This is a genomic window from Roseomonas aeriglobus (genome assembly GCA_016937575.1).
GTDB lineage: Bacteria > Pseudomonadota > Alphaproteobacteria > Sphingomonadales > Sphingomonadaceae > Sphingomonas > Sphingomonas aerigloba.
This window is the reverse complement of sequence record JAFHKN010000002.1, coordinates 446,260-463,877: the sequence shown is the minus strand read 5'-3', so window position 1 is coordinate 463,877 and position 17,618 is coordinate 446,260. Positions and strand designations below refer to the sequence as shown.

Below are 17,618 nucleotides of genomic sequence, written 5' to 3'. Positions count from 1 at the left end.
CCCCATAGCAAATCGCATGGCTGAAGATTCCGCAATCGCCGCGCTGTCGTTCGAAGACGCGCTGAAAGAGCTCGAACGCATCGTCGGGCGACTGGAAAGCGGCGAGGCGTCGCTGGACGAGGCGATCACGCTGTACGAACGCGGCGATGCGCTGCGCCGCCAGTGCGCCGCGCGGCTGGATGCGGCGCAGGCGCGGATCGAGGCGATCCGCACCGATGCCGAGGGGCGCGCGACCGGCACCACTCCCTTCGCGGCCGGCTGATGTCTGCCCTGCTCAAGGACGCGCTGACCGAGGTCGCTGCCGCGGTCGATCGTCAGTTCGATCTGCTGCTCGCCGTGCCGCAAGATCCGCGCGCCGACCTGTATCGCGCAATGCGCCATGCCGCGATCGGTGGCGGCAAGCGGTTGCGTCCCCTCCTCACCTTCGCCACGTCCGACCTGTTCGGCGTCGATCGTACGCTGACCGCACGCGTCGCCACCGCGATCGAAGCGATCCACGTCTATTCGCTGATCCACGACGACCTGCCGGCGATGGACAACGACGACATGCGCCGCGGCAAGCCGACGGTGCACAAGGTCTATGGCGAATCGACGGCGATCCTGGCCGGCGACTGCCTCCACGCGCTCGCCTTCGAATGGCTGGCTGAGCCGGAAGCGCATCCCGACCCCTTCGTCCGCGTCGAGCTGATCGGCTGCCTCGCCGCCTCGTCGGGCCCCAGCGGCATGGCCGGCGGGCAGATGATGGACCTGGAGGCGGAGAAGACCAGCTTCGACCTGGCGACGGTTACCCGGTTGCAGGCGATGAAGACCGGCGCCCTGATCGCCTGTGCGGTGGAGGCCGGCGCGATCCTCGGTCGCGTGCCCGCCGAAGGCCGCCGCGCGCTGCGCGGTTATGCGCGCGACATCGGCCTTGCCTTTCAGATCGCCGACGACATTCTCGACGTCGAGGGCGACGAGGCGCTGGCCGGCAAGGCGCTGCGCAAGGACGAAGCGGCGGGGAAGGAAACCTTTCTCACCCTCCTCGGCCTCGACCGCGCGCGCGAACAGGCCGCGATGCTGGTCGATCAGGCGGTCGAGCATCTGCGCGGTTTCGGCCCGGAAGCCGATCTGCTGCGTGAAGTCGCGCGCTACATCACGGAGCGCGACCGGTGACCACCCGCATCGGCGTCTATCCCGGCACCTTCGATCCGATCACGCTCGGGCACATGGACATCATCCGCCGCGGCGCGAAGCTCGTCGACCGGCTGGTCGTCGGCGTCACGACCAATCCGTCCAAGTCGCCGATGTTTTCGGTCGAGGAGCGGATGGAGACGGTTCGGCGCGAAGTCGCGGGGGTCGAGGGCGACATCACCGTCGTCGGCTTCGATTCGCTGCTGATGGACTTCGCCGAGCGCGAGAAAGCGAACATCATCGTCCGGGGCCTGCGCGCCGTCGCCGACTTCGAATACGAATATCAGATGGCCGGCATGAACCAGCAGCTGAATGCGCGGGTGGAGACGGTCTTCCTGATGGCCGACGTCTCGCTCCAGCCGATCGCCAGCCGGCTGGTCAAGGAGATCGCGATGTACGGCGGCGATATCGCCAAGTTCGTCACCGCGCCGGTGAAGGCCGAAGTCGATGCCCGCGTCCGCGCGATCGGGCTGAAGGGCGACCAGCGGACATAAATTCGCCGCGAGCGTCGTTCATTTTGCCGTCAGCCGCGACCTCGTCTATGGGGCGCGCACGAGTATCCGCTTGGGGTTCTAACACGCATGCGTCTGTTTTCCGTTCTTGTCGTCGCAGCCGCGGCGCTGTTCGCCCTGCCGGCGTCGGCGCAGCTGATCGAAGTGCCGGGTCGCGCCGCACCGCCGGCGACGACTGACAAGGAAAATCTGTGGCTGCTCGACCTGTCGAACGGCGGCCGCGTCACCATCTGGCTGCGCCCCGACGTCGCACCTAAGATGGTCGAGCGGGTGAAGACGCTGACGCGCCAGAAATTCTACGACAACACCCAGTTCCACCGCGTGATCGAGGGCTTCATGGCCCAGGGCGGCGATCCCAGGGGCGACGGTACCGGCGGCTCGGAGCTGCCCGACCTGCCCAAGGAGTTCAACTATCTGCCCCACGTCCGCGGGGCCGTATCGGCCGCGCGCGAAGGCGCTCCCGAACAGGCGACGCAGGAGCAGAAGGACAAGGCAGAGAACAGCGCGAACTCGCAGTTCTTCATCGTCTTCACGCCCCGCCTGTCGCTCGACCAGAAATATACGGTTTTCGGTCGCGTGATCGACGGCATGCAATATGTCGACGCGATCGAGCGCGGTGAGCCGCCGGCGAACCCGACCAAGATCGTCCACGCCTATATCGCCGCCGACAATCCCCCGGCGTATAGTGCACCGAAGCCCGAGCCGGTGATGGTCGCGCCCGAAACGCTGCCGCCGGGCCCGGGCCGCAAGACGCCTGCGGCGAAGTAAGTCCCGCCTTTTACGGTCGCCCGAAGTTGCCGCTGAGCGGGTCGGAGTGGCGTATCGACGGATGCTTCGATACGAGCCTTCGCCATGCTCAGCCTCTCCTCAGTCCGAACGGGTGACATGTGAACGTCGACCTGTTCGATTTCGACCTGCCCAACGAGCGTATCGCGCTACGCCCGGCGTCGCCGCGGGACTCAGCGCGACTGCTGGTGCTTGACGCAGGCGGTACGCACGACCGCGTCGTCACCGATCTGCCGGCATCCCTGCGCGCGGGCGACCTGCTCGTCTTCAACGACACCCGCGTCATCCCCGCTCAATTGGAAGGCACTCGCGGCGAGGCCAAGATCGGCGCGACGCTGCATAAGCGCGCGGGACCGCGTCGCTGGCGGGCGTTCATCCGCAACGCCAAGCGGCTGCGCGACGGCGACACGATCGATTTCGGGCAGGGCGTGACGGCAACCGCCGGGGACCGCGGCGACGACGGCAGCTTCGCGCTCGACTTCGCCGGGGAAGAACCCGTCGAACTGCTGCTGGAGCGCGCCGGCCGGATGCCGCTGCCGCCCTATATCGCCGCCAAGCGCCCGACCGACGCACGCGACGCGGACGATTATCAGACGATGTTCGCCAACGAACCTGGCGCGGTCGCCGCGCCGACCGCGGCGCTGCACTTCACGCCCGGCCTGGTGGCGGCTCTCGAGGCCGCGGGCATCGGCCACGCGACGCTGACGCTTCATGTCGGCGCGGGCACTTTTCTCCCGGTCAAAGCCGACGACACCGCCGATCACAGAATGCACGCCGAATGGGGCCGCATCGACGCCGCGACCGCCGACCGGCTGAACGCCGTCCGTGCCGCCGGCGGTCGGGTCATCGCGGTCGGCACCACCAGCCTGCGCCTGATCGAAAGTGCCGCGGGCGAAGACGATATCATTCGCCCCTTCGAAGGCGACACATCGATTTTCATTACTCCCGGCTATCGCTTCAAGGGCATCGACGGCTTGGTCACCAACTTCCACCTGCCGCGATCGACGCTGTTCATGCTGGTCTCGGCGCTGGTGGGGCTGGAGCGGATGCAGGCGGCCTACGCCCATGCGATCGCCAACGAGTATCGCTTCTACTCCTACGGCGACGCATCGCTGCTGCTGCCGTGAGCGAGCGGGTAAGCGTTTCTGAGGCCGGGTTCGCGGGCGGGGCGTAGACCACTACCCCGTCCACCCCCTTCCCCGAAGGGAAAGGGCTGGAAAAGGCATATCGCGCTGACCCGACGTTCGACTGTGCGCGACACGACCGGATATTCAGGACCGATCGAAAGCGTCCGCACCGCGATCGCTTTTACGCCGCGACCTCAGCCAGGATCTTCGGTTTCTCTGCAACCGCCGGCCCCGTGCCCGCCGTCAATCGCGGAATCAGGCGGCGGGCAGTGGCCAGCGCCTGTCCGACGACCTGGTCCATATTGTAATAGCGGTAGGTCGCCAGCCGCCCGACGAAGGTCACATCGCCCTCCGCGATCGCCAACGCTTCGTAGCGTTTGTAGAGCGCCTGGTTCTCCGCCCGCGGGATCGGATAATAGGGGTCGCCTTCCGCCGAGGGATATTCATAGGTCACGCTGGTCGCCGGCCCGCTATCGCCGGTCAGATGCTTATATTCGGTAATCCGGGTATAAGGTGTTGCTTCGTCGGGATAGTTGACGGTTGCGACCCGCTGAAACTGCGGCCGGGGCAACGTGCAGTGATCGAACCGCAGCGAGCGATAGGGCAGCTTCCCGTAGCGATGCTCGAAATATTCGTCGATCGGGCCGGTGAAGACCAGATGGTCGTGCGGATAGGCATCGCGCACCTGGCGGTAATCGACACCGAGCAGCAGCTCGATGTTCGGATGGTCGAGCATCTGTTCGAACATCCGCGTATACCCATCCGCCGGCATCGCCTGATAGGTATCGGTGAAATAGCGGTCGTCGGTGTCGGCGCGCGTCGGGACACGCGCGGTGACCGATTTGTCGAGCTCGCTCGGGTCGAGGCCCCATTGCTTGCGCGTATAGCCGCGAAAGAAGGTCTCGTAGAGTTCGCGGCCGACCCGGCTGACGACCACATCGGCGCTGGTGCGGATCGGATCGACCGGCTCGGCCCGCGCGGCCAGGAATGCCTCGACATCCTCCTCGGTCTCGAGGCCGGCATCGTAGAGCATGTTGAGCGTGGTGCGGTTGATCGGCATCGGGACCTGCTGGTCGCCGACCTGCGCGAGCACGCGGTGCTCGTACGGCCGCCACTGCGTGAAGCGTGACAGATACGCGAACACGTCGGCCGAATTGGTGTGGAAGATGTGTGGGCCGTACTGGTGGATCAGCAGCCCCGCCGCATCGCGCCGGTCGTAGGCGTTGCCGGCAATATGCGGGCGTCGGTCGACGACCAGAACCTTCAGACCGGCCGATGCCAGCCGCTCGGCCATGACGCTGCCGGCAAAGCCCGCGCCGACGATCATCACGTCATGGCGTTGTGGCGTCGCCGGCCAGCCGTCGGGGGAAACGATCGCCTCCACCCTGCCGTGTCGATCGCGTGCGGCGGCGATGAGGGCGCTCATCGCGATGACCGTCGCGGTCCAGCTGCTCTCCGACAGTTGCTTGTCCGCCGCATCACGCCAGGCAGTGCTGGAGCGTAGCGCAATGGCGCGGTCGCAGGCGTCGACAAAAGCCTCGGGCGTGTCGGCGATCTGGACGCCGGCCAGCGCGCCATAGTGGCGGACGACATCGGTGATCGGGGTCGAAACGACGGGCAGGCCGGCGGCGAGATATTCAGGCGTCTTCGTCGGGCTGATGAAGCGGGTCGCCTCGTTCATCGCGAACGGCATCAGCGCAGCGGTCCAGCCCGACATATAGGCCGGCAGATCCTGGTACGGCCGCCCCCCCAGATAGTGGAGGTTCGGCGCCTGCGGCAGCGTCGCAGGGTCGATCTTGACCACCGGGCCGATGACGACGACCGACACGTTGGGACGGGCTGTCGCGAGCGCTTCGAGCAGACCCAGATCCATGCGTTCGTCGACGACGCCGGAGAAACCGAGGATCGGACCCGAGATCGCGGCCTGGTCCTCAGGCTCTTCGATGTCGTGACGCGCTTGGCCGAAATGCGCGGTGTCGATGCTGGAGGGGAACAGGTGGACATTGTGGTGTCGCCCGCGCTTCGCCTCGTACAGGCTGCTGCCGCCGGTAAAGACGACGTCGGCCGCCGCGAACAGCTCGGTTTCGCGCTCCAGCAGGCCGGCCGGCGGATTCTGGAAATTGGCCAGTTCGTCCATACAGTCGTAGACGGTGCATTCGGCGGCGATGTGGCGCGAAAAGCCGAGCATCATCGGCGTGTAATACCATTTGACCGCGAGGTGCCGGCCGGCGAGCGCATCGTCGAGCAAGGTGCGGAGTACCGCCTCCTCATCCGCCACGCCCTCGGGCAATTCGGGCACGAGAACCGTCACGCCGCACGCTTCGTCGCGTGTCTCCGCTAGCCGCGGCGCGGGCAAGCCGGGGACGCGCACCGGTTCTTCCCAGAACAGCACCTCGTGATGCTGGGCCAGCCCGCTCATCAGATGCTGCGGTCTCTGGAAAACGAAGGACCATCGCAGATGACTGAAGCAGATCAAAGTCGCGCGTTCGGAAGTGGTGTATAGCGCGTCGGCTGCGCTCCGGATGCCGCTGGACGTGATCTGCACGAATGGTTCCCTCGCTGACGTATCGAAGCAAGAGAACAGCAGGGCAGCGCCGAAGTTCCGCTAAGATATTGATCATAAACGTGTTTTAGTCGGATTTCCGGCAACGCTTGTGCGTGCGCGATCGTTCGGAACCTGGACGATATGGGCGGTGGCATGGCGGAACTTGAACGATGGTGCGGTGTGGAGGCGACGGTGGCGCGGATCGGCGACTCGCGCGTCGACCAGCTGCGATCGACCGGACATCATGATCGGATCGACGACCTCGACCATATGGCCGCCCTGGGGTTCACCGCGGTGCGCTTCCCGATCCTGTGGGAACGCGTGGCCCTGCCGGACGGCGGTTACGATTGGGCGTGGAGCGACAGCCGGCTGGAGCGGATGCGCGCGTTGGGCCTGCGGCCGATCGCGGGGCTTGTCCACCACGGCAGCGGGCCCGACGATACCAGCCTTATCGCCGATGATTTCGCGCCGCGTCTGGCCGATTTCGCGCGGGCGGCGGCTGCCCGCTATCCCTGGATCGCCGACTGGACGCCGGTCAACGAACCGGTAACGACCGCGCGATTTTCGGCGCTGTACGGCCATTGGTATCCGCATCTGCGCGACGAAGGTGCCTTTTGGCGCGCGCTGGTCACCCAGATCGACGGCGTAGCGCAGGCGATGACGGCGATCCGTGACGTGATCCCGCACGCACGACTGATCCAGACCGAGGATATGGGCCGCACCTGGTCGACCGCGCCGCTTGCCGATCAGGCCGCCTTCGACAACCAGCGGCGATGGGCGGGGTTCGACCTGCTCTTCGGACAGGTTACCCCCCTCCATCCCCTGTGGCATCGCCTGTGCGCGGCGGGGCTGGGCGAGACACTGGCCCGGCTATCGGCGGCCCCCTGCCCGCCCGACATCATCGGTCTGCATTGCTATGCGACGAGCGACCGTTTTCTCGATCACCGCATCGAGCGGTTCGCAGCTCAGGATCGTGGTGACAACGGCGTGCGCGCCTATGCCGACGTGCCGGCGGTCCGCGCGCTCGACCCCGCGCCGCCGCCGTTCGCGACAGCACTGACGGATGCGTGGCAACGCTATCGCACGCCGTTGGCGCTGACCGAAGTCCATCTGGGCTGCACGCGCGAGGAACAGATGCGCTGGGCGCGCGCCGCCTGGGATGCCGCGATCGCGGCGCGGGCGCTGGGCGTCGATGTGCGGGCGGTCACCGCCTGGGCGGTGTTCGGTTCGCAGGACTGGGATACGTTGTTGACCCGGCCCGGACGATATGAGCCCGGTGCGTTCGACGTCACGATCGGCACGCCGCGTCCCACCGGGCTTGCGCGTCTCTGGGCTTCGCTCGAGCAGCGAGATCCGGTCGAGGGTGCCGGGTGGTGGCAGCGCCCCGATCGGTTCACCGTCCCCGCCGCCCCCCGCCCCGCCGCCGCCGAAGCGTGGCGCGATCCGGCGTGGCCGCACCGACCCTTGCTGATCTGCGGGGCGACCGGAACGCTGGGCCGCGCGCTATCGCGGGCGTGTACCGCACGCGGCATCACCCACCGGCTGACCGGGCGCGATGCGATCGATCTGAGCGATGCCGATGCCATTGCCCGCGGGCTCGACACCATCGCACCCTGGGCGGTGATCGACGCCACCGGCTGGGTCCGCGTCGACGACGCCGAGGACGCCCGCGACGCGTGTTTCGCGGCCAACCACGTCAATGCCGCCGCCCTCGCACGCGCCTGCGCCGCGCGCGCCGTGCCGAGCGTCCATGTCTCGAGCGACCTCGTCTTCGACGGCACGAAGACCGCACCCTATGACGAGCGCGACGTGCCCAACCCGGCAGGCGTCTACGGCGCGAGCAAGCATGCGATGGAGGCGGCGTGCCAGACCCACGCCTACCGCCCGCTGATCATCCGCACCGCCGCATTCTTCTCACCGCATGATCCGCATAATTTCGCCGCTCATGTCCTGTCCGCGCTGCGACGGGGGGAGCGGTTCGCCGCCGCCGACGATCTGTTCGTATCGCCCAGCTATGTCCCGGCACTCGCCGACGCGATGCTCGACCTGTTGATCGATGGCGAGACGGGCATCCGCCACCTTGCCGGTGACCGGACGCTCAGTTGGGCGGACTTTGCGCGCGAAATCGCGCTGGCCTGCGGCGGCGATCCCCGCGGCATCCAGGCGGTGCCGAGTGCGACCCTGTCGTTCCGCGCACCGCGTCCGGCGCGCTCGGGCCTCGTCAGCGTCCATGTCGGGTCGCTGGGCCCCCTCGACGGGGCGATCCGCGAATTCGCCCGCCACAATCGCCCGGGCGTCACCGGGCCTGTCACCCTGCCCTGCGTTGCACAAACCGACTAACCTAAAGCAAAATAAATCTTTTCTTGGATCAACCGGCGCAAAGTCGGCGTTCTGGCTCATCGGGAGATCGTATGATGACCGATGAAGTACAGGACGCTCCACCGACCACGCGGAAAGATGTTTCGACCGATCGATCGGTCAGTGCGACGGCAGTCACTATTGGCCGACCGGCGGCCGAACTTTACGATTATTTCCGTGATTTCGCGAAACTGCCGACGTTCATGGAAAATCTCGTGCGGGTCGATGTGCTCGACCAACAACGATCGCACTGGGTCGTGAAGGCGCCGGGCGGTCGTACGGTCGAATGGGATTCGGTCGTGACCGCCGAGGAGCCGGGGCGTGCGATCAGCTGGGAGTCCGAACCCGGTGCCGACGTCGCCAATTCGGGCACGGTCGAATTCACCGATGCCGGAGCCCGCGGCACGGTGGTGACCGCAACGCTTGCCTATGATCCGCCCGCCGGCGTGGTCGGCAAGATCGTCGCCAAGCTGTTCCAGCGCGAACCCGCGATCCAGGCGCGCCGCGACCTGCGCCGGTTCAAACAACTGATGGAAACCGGCGAAGTCGCCACCGCTGCGATGACGGTCGCCCAGCACCAGAAGGAAGACCAGTAATGCGCGCGCTCGCCTGGCACGGAAAATACGATGTTCGCGTCGATACCGTCGACGATCCCGAAATCATCAACCCGCGCGACGCGATCATCCGCGTCACCTCGACCGCGATCTGCGGATCGGATCTCCACCTGTACGACGGCTATATCCCGACGATGCAGGCCGGCGACATCCTGGGCCATGAATTCATGGGCGAAGTCGTCGAGGTGGGTGCCAGATCGACGCTGAAGAAGGGCCAGCGCGTGGTGGTGCCCTTCACCATCTCGTGCGGCGGCTGCTATCACTGCAAGAAGCAGCAATTCTCGGCCTGCGACAACGGCCTACCCGCCGACAACCAGGACATTGCGCAGACCGCATATGGCCAGCCGATGAGCGGCCTGTTCGGCTACAGCCACATGACCGGCGGCTATGCCGGCGGCCAGGCGGAATATGTCCGCGTTCCCTTCAGCGACGTCGGCCCGATCGTCATCCCCGACGGCGTGGACGACGACAAGGTGCTGTTCCTGTCCGACATCCTGCCGACCGGTTGGCAGGCGGCCGAATATGCCGAAATCGAACCCGGCGACACGGTCGCCGTCTGGGGCTGCGGCCCGGTCGGACTGTTCGCGGTCCAGTCCGCGTTTCTGATGGGTGCCGAACGCGTCATCGCGATCGACCACCGCGACGGCCGGCTGGCCCTTGCCAAGCGCTTCGGTGCGGAGGTGCTGAATTTCGAGAAAGTCGATATCTACAACGCGCTGATGCAGCTGACCGGCGGAATCGGGCCGGATGCGGTCATCGACGCCGTCGGTCTGGAAGCGCATGGCATGTTCGTCGACAACATCGTCGACCATGTGAAGGCGGCGACCTTCCTGGGCACCGATCGCACCCATGCCATCCGTCAGGCGATCCTGGCGTGCCGCAAAGGCGGGCGCGTGTCGATGCCGGCGGTCTACGGCGGCTTCGTCGACAAATTTCCGCTGGGCGCCTTCATGGAGAAGGGGCTGACCCTGAAAACCGGCCAGACCCATGTCCAGCATTACATGCCCGCGCTGCTCGCCGCGGTGCTCGAGGATAAGATCGATACCACGTTCCTCATCTCGCACCGGCTCGACCTCGAGCAGGCGCCGGAGGGGTATGACATGTTCAAGAACAATCAGGACGAGGTGACCAAGGTCGTCCTGAAGCCCGGCTTGGGCGGTTTCTGACAGGAGGATTTGCCATGAAAACTCTACTGACGATCGCCCCGCTGGCGCTGCTCGCCGCCTGCGGACAGACCGCCACGGCCACCGCCGATCGCGATGCGATGGCCTCGTCCCCTGCCATGGCCGCCCCGGCCGACGACGCGACCTATCTCGCCATGGCCGGCGCCAGCGACATGTTCGAAATCGAATCGTCGAAGGCGGTGATGGCCAAGACCAGCAATGCCGCCGTCCAGGATTTCGCCCGGATGATGATCGCACATCATTCCGACTCGACCGCCCGGGTGAAGGCCGCCGCTGCCCAGGCCGGGCTGACGGTTCCGCCGCCGCAGTTGACCGCGGACCAGCGCGCGAAGCTTGCCGCCGTCACTTCCGCCACCGGCGACGCTGCCGCCCGCACCTACATCGCCGGCCAGCGCGAGGCGCACGCCGCGGCCCTCACCCTGCACCAAGGGTACGCCCAGAATGGCCGAACGCCTGCCCTGAGAGCCGTCGCTGCGCAGATCGTGCCTGTGGTGCAAGGGCACATCACCATGCTCGCCAACATGCGGGAGATCTGAGCCATGGCCAACAAGCTCGCCGTCATTACCGGAGCGTCGACGGGGATCGGCTTCGAACTTGCCACCTGCGCAGCACGCGACGGCTATGACCTGATCACCGTCGCGAACGAATCGCTGATCGAGGCCGCCGCACGTGACCTGACCCAGTTCGGCACCAAGGTCGAGGCGGTCGAGGCGGACCTGTCGTCGATCCAGGGCGTCGATCAGTTGCTCGCGGCGGTCGGCGACCGGCCGATCGACGTGCTGTGCGCCAACGCCGGCATCGGCACCGGCGGCGCCTTCCTCGACCAGTCGGTCGACACCTGGCGGCATGCGATCGACACCAACATCACCGGCACCGTCTATCTGCTGCAGAAGGTGCTGGCGGGCATGGTCGGACGGGGGCAAGGCCAGGTGCTCGTCACCGGGTCGATCGCCGGCTACATTCCGGGCAGCTTCAACGCGGTGTACAACGCAACCAAGGCCTTCATCGACAATTTCACCGAAGCTCTTCGCAACGAACTGAAAGATGAAGACGGCATCACGCTGACGACGCTGATGCCGGGCCCCACCGACACCGAATTCTTCGCCCGCGCCGACATGCTCGACACCGATGTCGGCAGCGACCCCAAGAAAGCCGACCCCGCCAAAGTCGCCCAGGATGGCTGGTCCGCCCTGAAATCCGGCCGTGGCCACATCGTCTCCGGCGCGAAGAACAAGGCCCAGGTGCTGGCAGCCGGCGTGGTGCCGCAAGCGGTGCTGGCCGAACGGCACCGTCAGATGGCCGAGCCGGGCAGCGGGGAGGAGTGAAGATAGGCGTGCGGTAGCCGGCGGCCGCGTCGAGCGCCCCGGCTACCACATCGCCGAAGGTCCCCTCGCCGCTCGCTCAACCGACGCGAACGACCGTCTCCAACCCATCGACCTTGCCGGCGAGGCCCGGCACCTCCTCGAGCTGGCGCAGGGCTTCGAACCGGCCGCGTTCGAATCGGTAGCGAACGATCTCGAAGCCATGCCCCTTGAGCTGCGGGACAGCGTCGATGTCGTCGGCGGATGCGGTGTTGATATCGATCACGCGCTGACCTCCAAGATCACAGATTTGCCTGGTCCTGCGGCGGCAGGTCGGCATCGGGTGGGTAATAGAGGCTCGCGCATTCCTCGCGCAGGCAGCCGCCTTCGATCACGATATCGTCGCGATACGCGTCGGCGATGAAGGCGAGGGTGTCGACGTGGCGCGTTTCGAAATACATTTCGTGCACGTCGTCGCGCCCGGCGCCGTAGACCACGCGGCCGACCTTCGACCAGATCGAGGCCATGGTGCACATGCCGCACGGCTGCAGCGTCGAATAGAGCGTCGCGCCGCGCAGTTCCATCTCGCCGATCCCCTCGCACGCGCGGCGGATCGCCATCATTTCGGCATGGGCGGTCGCGTCGGGCAGCTCCTCGGTCTGGTTCGGCTCGCCAGCGAGCTCCCGGCCGTCGAGTACGATCACCGACCCGAGCGGCGAGTCCGCCGGGTCCGATCCCTTGGACCGCGCAATCGCGATCGCGCGGCGCATCCAGCGTTCGTCGTCCTCAGTCATCAACACCTCCGCCGCGCTCAACGTCGCGCAGGGCAGGTCGGGCCCAGACCGCTGACGGGCGGGGCGACCGAGGCCACCATGCGCAAAGGCCCAGCGACTTATTCCAGTCTAAGGAGGAAGTGCTTGGGGCGCGCGCGCTGGCCAGCCGCACGGTCGTAGCATGACCTACCCGAAAGGCAGCAGACTGCCGCCGAGGGTGTTACACTATGTTACGGCTAACGCAGCGCCCGGTGCAACCTTGGGCCGCCACCGGCACGCGGATTTGCGAATGGCTGGGGCGGCAGGATTCGAACCTACGAATGCCGGTACCAAAAACCGGTGCCTTACCGCTTGGCGACGCCCCAGCAGAGTGGCGGGCTTATAGCGTGCCTGCCGTGGTTGGGAAGCCCAAGCTTCACGCGATGCGCTGGAGCCAGCCGTGCGGGTCGGGGGCGCGGCCGCGCTGGAGGTCGCTGAGGCGCTGGAGCAGGCGGGCGGTCGTCTGGCCGGTGCCGCCGCTGCCGATGGTGAAGTCGTACCCCGGGCCCGCGACGCGGCCGATCGGGGTAACGACCGCTGCCGTGCCGCAAGCGAAGCTTTCGGCCAGCGCGCCGCTCTGCGCGTCGGCGCGCCACTGGTCGATGGCATAGGGTTCTTCGCGGACGGTCAGGCCTTCGTCGCGGGCGAGCTGGATCAGCGAGGCGCGGGTGATGCCGGGCAGGATGGTGCCCCCCAGCGGCGGCGTGACCAGGCTGCCGTCGGCCATGACGAAGAAGATGTTCATGCCGCCCAGTTCCTCGATCCAGCGGCGTTCGACCGCATCGAGGAAGACGACCTGATCATGGCCGCGGGCGATCGCGTCCTGTTGCGCGACCAGGCTGGTGGCGTAATTGCCGCCGCACTTCGCCTCACCGGTGCCGCCGGGGGCTGCGCGGGTATAGTCGTGGCTGACCCACAGCGACACGGCACGCGCGCCGCCCTTCCAATAGGCGCCGACCGAGGAGGCGAGGACGCAGTAGAGATATTCGGCGGCCGGCTTCACGCCCAGGAAGACCTCGGACGCGATCATGAACGGGCGCAGGTACAGCGCGCCGCCGTCCACGTTCGGGATCCAGTCGCGATCGGTCAGCACCAGTTGCTTGCAGGATTCGACGAACAGGTCCTCCGGCAGCTCGGCCATCGCCATGCGGCGCGCGGATGCCTGGAAGCGGCGGGCGTTGGCGTCTGCCCGGAACATCGCGATGCCGCCGTCGTCGAGGGCGTAGGCCTTCAGCCCTTCGAAGATTTCCTGCGCATAGTGCAGCACCGCGGTCGCCGGATCGACCGTCAAGGGACCCCGCGCGACGATCTTCGCGTCGTGCCAGCCCTTGTCGGTCGAATAGCGGATCGTCGCCATGTGGTCGGTGAAGATGCGACCGAAACCCGGGTCGGCAAGCAGGCCACTGCGTTCGTTGACGCTCATCGGCGTCGGGTTGGGTTCGAACGCAAAGGCGGTCATGGCGCACGCATCTCCAGACAGTCGCGCCCGCATCGGCGCTTGCCGGGGACGTATCGGCGGTGGCAGAACAGGTCAACATGGCTGGCCCACTTCCCGACGCGTCGCGCGCCTCACCGCTGTTCCTGACCGAGCCTGAAATCCGGCGCGGAATCGAGCTTTTGTATTTCGGCTACAGCCACTTGACCCGCGCGATTGACAGCGGCCTTGCCGACCAGGGCCTGGGACGGGCGCATCACCGCGCGCTGTATTTCATTGCCCGCAAGCCAGACCTGGCGGTGGGCAAGCTGTTGCAACTGCTGGCGATCACCAAGCAGGCGCTCAATCGCGTGCTGACCGAATTGACCGCGCGCGGGCTGGTCGAAACGCGAACGGGCGACCGCGACCGTCGGCAACGGCTGCTGAAACTGACCGAGGCGGGGGCGGCACTCGAGCGGCAGCTCTACGGAGCGTTGAGCGCGCGGCTGGCGGCGGCCTATTCCAGCGCCGGGCAGACGGCGGTCGGGGGCTTCTGGGCCGTGCTGGAAGGGCTGATCCCAGCGTCCGAGCGCCCGCGGGTGGCGGGGCTCGGACGGTAGACCGGATGGACAAACTGTCCTCGCCTGTAAGGGGAGGCGGCAGGCCGCAGGCCTGACGGAGGGGCGTCGCCTGCTCGATAGCGGGACACCCCTCCACCACCGCTTCGCGGCGGTCCCCCTCCCCTTGCAGGGGAGGTTAGAATGCGGGTCAGGCCAGTTTGAAGCCTTCCTTGTTCATCGCCATCGTCAGCTGTTTGTTGCGTTCGGGCGACAGCTTGGCCTTGAGCTTGGGGAACAGCTCCTGCTCTTCCTCGCGCATATGGTCTTCGATGTCGGCGCGGAACTTGCGGACCTTGTCCAGGAACGCGTCGCCATTGTTCGGCATATTCTCCAGCTCATAGAGATATTGCTTCACATAGCCGTGTTCCGCGTTGAGTTCGTCGGCGCCGGCGACTTCGCCCGCTTCGCGCAATGCGGGATAGATGGTGTTCTCTTCCTCCAGCGCGTGTTTGGCGAGCGCGTGCTTCATCTGGGTCAGCAAAATGGTGCGCTTGGTCGTCGCCTCGGGCTCGGTCGCCTCCAGCGCGTCGAACAGCTTCAGGACCGCCTTATGCTCGGCGGCGAGCGCTTCGTCCCAATCGCCCGCCATATAGGTAGGCGCCTGCACCGCCGCCTTGCGGGCGATCATCGCCAGCACGCCCAGCGCCACGCCCGCGGTCGCGGCGCCGGCCAGCTTGCCCAAATTGCCGTTGGTGTCCGAAGTCTTCTCGCGATTGGCTTCCGTCGTCGCCATGCCGTCCTCCGTGTGTCGGTTATCGGGAGGGAAAACCGGCGGCGACGGCGGCGCGTTCCGCGGGATTCGTGTTGACGTGGGTTTATCGGCTTTGGCGTGCCCCCGCACCGTCGAAGCGGTGTGGACCCGCCGCTCGACCGTGCTCGCGACCAACGAGGCGCTATTGGCGCGCGGCGGCGGCCAGTTCTTCGCTGCGGCGGGCAGCAGCGCTCAGGGTCGCAGCGGCCAGCGTGCGCAGGGCGTCGCCGTCGTCCAGAACGTCCAGGCCAGCGCGGGTCGTGCCGCCGGGGCTGGCGACGCGGTCGGCCAGCGTGTCGGGCGAGTCACTCGACGTGCGGGCAAGGGCTGCGGCGCCTTCCACGGTCGCGATGGCGAAACGCCGGGCCTGGTCAGCCGGCAGGCCGAGCGCCGCTCCGCCTTCGGCCAGCGCCGCGATGAAGCGATAGACGAAGCCGGGGCCCGACCCCGACAGCGCGGTGACCGCATGGAACAGCGCCTCGTCGCCCAGCCATTCGACGAGGCCGAGCGGCGCCATCAGCGCCTCTGCCAGGGCGCGCGCGTCGGCGTCGGATGTGCCGGAGTGGAGCGCGACGACGCCCTGCCCCAGCGAAACCGGCAGGTTGGGCATCGCGCGGACGATCGTGTCTGCAGGGATGCGGTCGGCGATCGTCGCCGCTTCCACGCCCGCGAGGATCGAGATCAGGAGGCTTGGCCGACACGCGGCCAGCGATGGCGCAACGGTGTCGAGCAACTGCGGCTTGACCGCCAGCAGCAGGATGTCGGGGCGCTCGTCGGTGGGCGCGGCGTCGACGCGACGCACGCCCGCCGGCACGTTCTTCGCACCCGGATCGATTACCAGCAGCTGCCCGGGTGTGACCACGCCCCCGGCCAGCCATCGCTCGAGCATCGCGCCGCCCATGTTGCCGGCGCCGACCAGCCAGAGCGTGCCGGCGATCGCGGCGCTCACGCCTCCCCCTGCGTCTCGATCATCGCAGCGGCAATGGCGTCCTTCGGCGACTTGCCGCCCCACAGGACGAATTGGAACACGGGGTAAAAGCGCTCGCACTCGTCGATCGCGCTTTCCACCAGCAGTTCGGCGCCGTCGAGGCTGAGCTGCGCGCCGTCTTCACTCGCCATCACCGCGGCGTGGCGGTAGAGCAGGATACCGCTCGACGACCAGAGTTCGAAATGGCCGACCCAGAGCTGTTCGTTGACCAGCCCGATCGTCTCGTACATCGCCGCGCGCGCATGGTCGGCGACGCGGACGTCGGGAAAGGCAAGAAACTGCAGAACCGAATCGTCCTCGCGCCAGATCGCGCGCAGCTCATATTCGGTCCAGCTGCCCTTCACCTTGGCGACGATCTCGTCATCATCGCGCTCGAACGACCAGCCGTGCGCCGAAAAATAGCGCTCAAGCATGTCGATCGGCGCTGCGTCGTCGCGGTCGGTTTCGAGATCTTCGATCGTCATCGGGTTCGAAAATGCCAATCTTCACCGCAGCGCACAAGCACGTGGGCGTCGGAATGCTGTGGAGAAGTCCGGCCTGATTTTCCCGATCCGTCGCCGTCCGCGAAGGGGCGACGGGTCGGGAAGGATACGAGGTCAGGCCGTCGGCGTCGTCGACCCGGCCAGCTTGGCCTCCAGCGCGTCGATCCGCGCCTTTAGCGCGTCATTTTCGTCGCGCGCCGCGGCGGCCATCGCCTTCACCGCGTCGAATTCCTCGCGCGCGACGAAATCCATGCCGCTGATCCACGACTTCAGATGCTCGCGCGCGCTTTCCCCCGCTTCGCGGCCCATGCCCGCCATCGTGCCGGCCGCGCCGTTCAGGACCTTCACGAAGTCGTCGAAAATCCGGTTGTCGCTCTGCATGTCGAAATAATCTCCTCAGAGCGGGATTTGGGTGGTGGAGGACGCAGGCACAAGGGTTTCCGCATCCGGGTTCAGTCGCAGGATGCCGAAGGTGAGCATCGCGGCAAAGCTGAGCCAGACCATATAGGGTACGAGCAGCCACGCCGCGACAGTGCGAATGCGCGCGAAAGCGAAGGTCGTGACGATCGTCAGCGCCAGGATCGCGACGATCAGGATTAGCGCCGCCGTCACCTTGTGCGCGCCGAAGAAAAGCGGCGTCCAGGCGAGGTTGCCGGCGAACTGGAGCGTAAACAGCAACAGCGCCACGCCGCGCCCGCGGGCCCCGCGCGCATCGGCGATCATGGCCACCGCCAGGCCCAGCAGGATATAGAGCGTCGTCCAGGCGACCGGGAACACCCAGCCGGGCGGCGTCAGCGCGGGCTTGGCGAGCGCCATGTACCACGCGTTCTCGCTGCCCGACGGCACCATGCGCCCCGAGGCGAAGCCCAGCAGCAGGATCAGCGGCACCGTGACCACGGCCCACCGCAGGAAAGACATACGCAACTGACCCTTGGACGCGATTTCGCTCACCGA

The 17,618-nt window shown here is 66.9% G+C and carries 20 protein-coding genes and 1 tRNA gene; 11 read left to right on the top strand and 10 right to left on the bottom strand.

The genetic code is table 11. The features are described from left to right. Positions 1–16: 16 nt before the first annotated feature. From JW805_02665 to queA, 5 genes are all read left to right on the top strand, one after another. Positions 17–262: an exodeoxyribonuclease VII small subunit gene (locus JW805_02665; protein MBN2970920.1), complete on the top strand. Its 246-nt coding sequence runs from the start codon at positions 17–19 to the stop codon at positions 260–262. Then, positions 262–1,152, top strand: coding sequence for a polyprenyl synthetase family protein (locus tag JW805_02660; GenBank protein MBN2970919.1), 891 nt, complete (start codon positions 262–264; stop codon positions 1,150–1,152). The genes JW805_02665 and JW805_02660 overlap by 1 nt, the downstream gene beginning before the upstream one ends. Beyond that, a complete protein-coding gene (coaD, locus tag JW805_02655) occupies positions 1,149–1,664 on the top strand; it encodes a pantetheine-phosphate adenylyltransferase (GenBank protein ID MBN2970918.1) in 516 nt (171 codons plus the stop codon). Before JW805_02660 ends, coaD begins: the two co-directional genes overlap by 4 nt. An 87-nt stretch (positions 1,665–1,751) precedes the next feature. Further along, the gene (locus tag JW805_02650) at positions 1,752–2,450 is read left to right on the top strand and encodes a peptidylprolyl isomerase (protein MBN2970917.1); all 699 of its coding nucleotides are present in this window, start codon (positions 1,752–1,754) and stop codon (positions 2,448–2,450) included. 119 nt (positions 2,451–2,569) lie between these two features. After that, the gene (gene queA, locus JW805_02645) at positions 2,570–3,595 is read left to right on the top strand and encodes a tRNA preQ1(34) S-adenosylmethionine ribosyltransferase-isomerase QueA (GenBank protein MBN2970916.1); all 1,026 of its coding nucleotides are present in this window, start codon (positions 2,570–2,572) and stop codon (positions 3,593–3,595) included. A 181-nt stretch (positions 3,596–3,776) separates the two neighbouring features. Here queA and glf read toward each other — a convergent pair whose 3' ends face one another. Beyond that, a complete protein-coding gene (glf, locus tag JW805_02640; GenBank protein ID MBN2970915.1) occupies positions 3,777–6,014 on the bottom strand; it encodes a UDP-galactopyranose mutase in 2,238 nt (745 codons plus the stop codon). Positions 6,015–6,293: 279 nt separating this feature from the next. On the opposite strand from glf, the gene JW805_02635 reads away from it, so the two are divergent. The 5 genes from JW805_02635 to JW805_02615 all read left to right on the top strand — a co-directional run bounded on the left by JW805_02635 (position 6,294) and on the right by JW805_02615 (position 11,621). Then, positions 6,294–8,480 (top strand): sugar nucleotide-binding protein, encoded by a 2,187-nt coding sequence (locus JW805_02635; protein ID MBN2970914.1) that lies wholly within the window; start codon positions 6,294–6,296, stop codon positions 8,478–8,480. Between the two features lie 74 nt (positions 8,481–8,554). Beyond that, entirely contained in the window at positions 8,555–9,094 is a 540-nt protein-coding gene (locus JW805_02630) for an SRPBCC family protein (protein MBN2970913.1), read from the top strand. Further along, entirely contained in the window at positions 9,094–10,278 is a 1,185-nt protein-coding gene (locus tag JW805_02625) for a glutathione-dependent formaldehyde dehydrogenase (GenBank protein MBN2970912.1), read from the top strand. The genes JW805_02630 and JW805_02625 overlap by 1 nt, the downstream gene beginning before the upstream one ends. 14 nt (positions 10,279–10,292) lie before the next feature. Then, a complete protein-coding gene (locus tag JW805_02620) occupies positions 10,293–10,832 on the top strand; it encodes a DUF4142 domain-containing protein (protein MBN2970911.1) in 540 nt (179 codons plus the stop codon). A 3-nt stretch (positions 10,833–10,835) separates the two neighbouring features. After that, complete coding sequence (locus JW805_02615; protein MBN2970910.1) at positions 10,836–11,621, top strand: SDR family NAD(P)-dependent oxidoreductase; 786 nt, start codon at positions 10,836–10,838, stop codon at positions 11,619–11,621. 76 nt (positions 11,622–11,697) lie between these two features. Here JW805_02615 and JW805_02610 read toward each other — a convergent pair whose 3' ends face one another. The 4 genes from JW805_02610 to JW805_02595 form a co-directional block, all read right to left on the bottom strand. Continuing rightward, positions 11,698–11,883, bottom strand: a complete 186-nt coding sequence (locus tag JW805_02610; protein MBN2970909.1) for a helix-hairpin-helix domain-containing protein — start codon at positions 11,881–11,883, stop codon at positions 11,698–11,700. A 16-nt stretch (positions 11,884–11,899) separates the two neighbouring features. Further along, positions 11,900–12,391: a nucleoside deaminase gene (locus tag JW805_02605; protein ID MBN2970908.1), complete on the bottom strand. Its 492-nt coding sequence runs from the start codon at positions 12,389–12,391 to the stop codon at positions 11,900–11,902. Positions 12,392–12,660: 269 nt separating this feature from the next. Continuing rightward, positions 12,661–12,735: transfer RNA gene (locus JW805_02600), tRNA-Gln, on the bottom strand. 50 nt (positions 12,736–12,785) lie between these two features. Continuing rightward, entirely contained in the window at positions 12,786–13,868 is a 1,083-nt protein-coding gene (locus tag JW805_02595; GenBank protein ID MBN2970907.1) for a branched-chain amino acid aminotransferase, read from the bottom strand. Positions 13,869–13,945: 77 nt separating this feature from the next. Here JW805_02595 and JW805_02590 point away from each other — a divergent pair, with 77 nt between their 5' ends. After that, positions 13,946–14,443 (top strand): MarR family transcriptional regulator, encoded by a 498-nt coding sequence (locus JW805_02590; protein MBN2970906.1) that lies wholly within the window; start codon positions 13,946–13,948, stop codon positions 14,441–14,443. 148 nt (positions 14,444–14,591) lie between these two features. On the opposite strand, the gene JW805_02585 is transcribed toward JW805_02590, so the two are convergent. From JW805_02585 to JW805_02565, 5 genes are all read right to left on the bottom strand, one after another. Continuing rightward, positions 14,592–15,176, bottom strand: coding sequence for a hemerythrin domain-containing protein (locus JW805_02585; GenBank protein MBN2970905.1), 585 nt, complete (start codon positions 15,174–15,176; stop codon positions 14,592–14,594). Between the two features lie 160 nt (positions 15,177–15,336). Beyond that, entirely contained in the window at positions 15,337–16,143 is an 807-nt protein-coding gene (proC, locus tag JW805_02580; protein ID MBN2970904.1) for a pyrroline-5-carboxylate reductase, read from the bottom strand. Beyond that, positions 16,140–16,646: a YbjN domain-containing protein gene (locus tag JW805_02575; GenBank protein MBN2970903.1), complete on the bottom strand. Its 507-nt coding sequence runs from the start codon at positions 16,644–16,646 to the stop codon at positions 16,140–16,142. The genes proC and JW805_02575 overlap by 4 nt, the downstream gene beginning before the upstream one ends. 132 nt (positions 16,647–16,778) lie before the next feature. Continuing rightward, the gene (locus JW805_02570) at positions 16,779–17,045 is read right to left on the bottom strand and encodes an accessory factor UbiK family protein (protein MBN2970902.1); all 267 of its coding nucleotides are present in this window, start codon (positions 17,043–17,045) and stop codon (positions 16,779–16,781) included. Between the two features lie 15 nt (positions 17,046–17,060). Beyond that, positions 17,061–17,615: a tryptophan-rich sensory protein gene (locus JW805_02565; GenBank protein MBN2970901.1), complete on the bottom strand. Its 555-nt coding sequence runs from the start codon at positions 17,613–17,615 to the stop codon at positions 17,061–17,063. Positions 17,616–17,618: the final 3 nt, after the last annotated feature.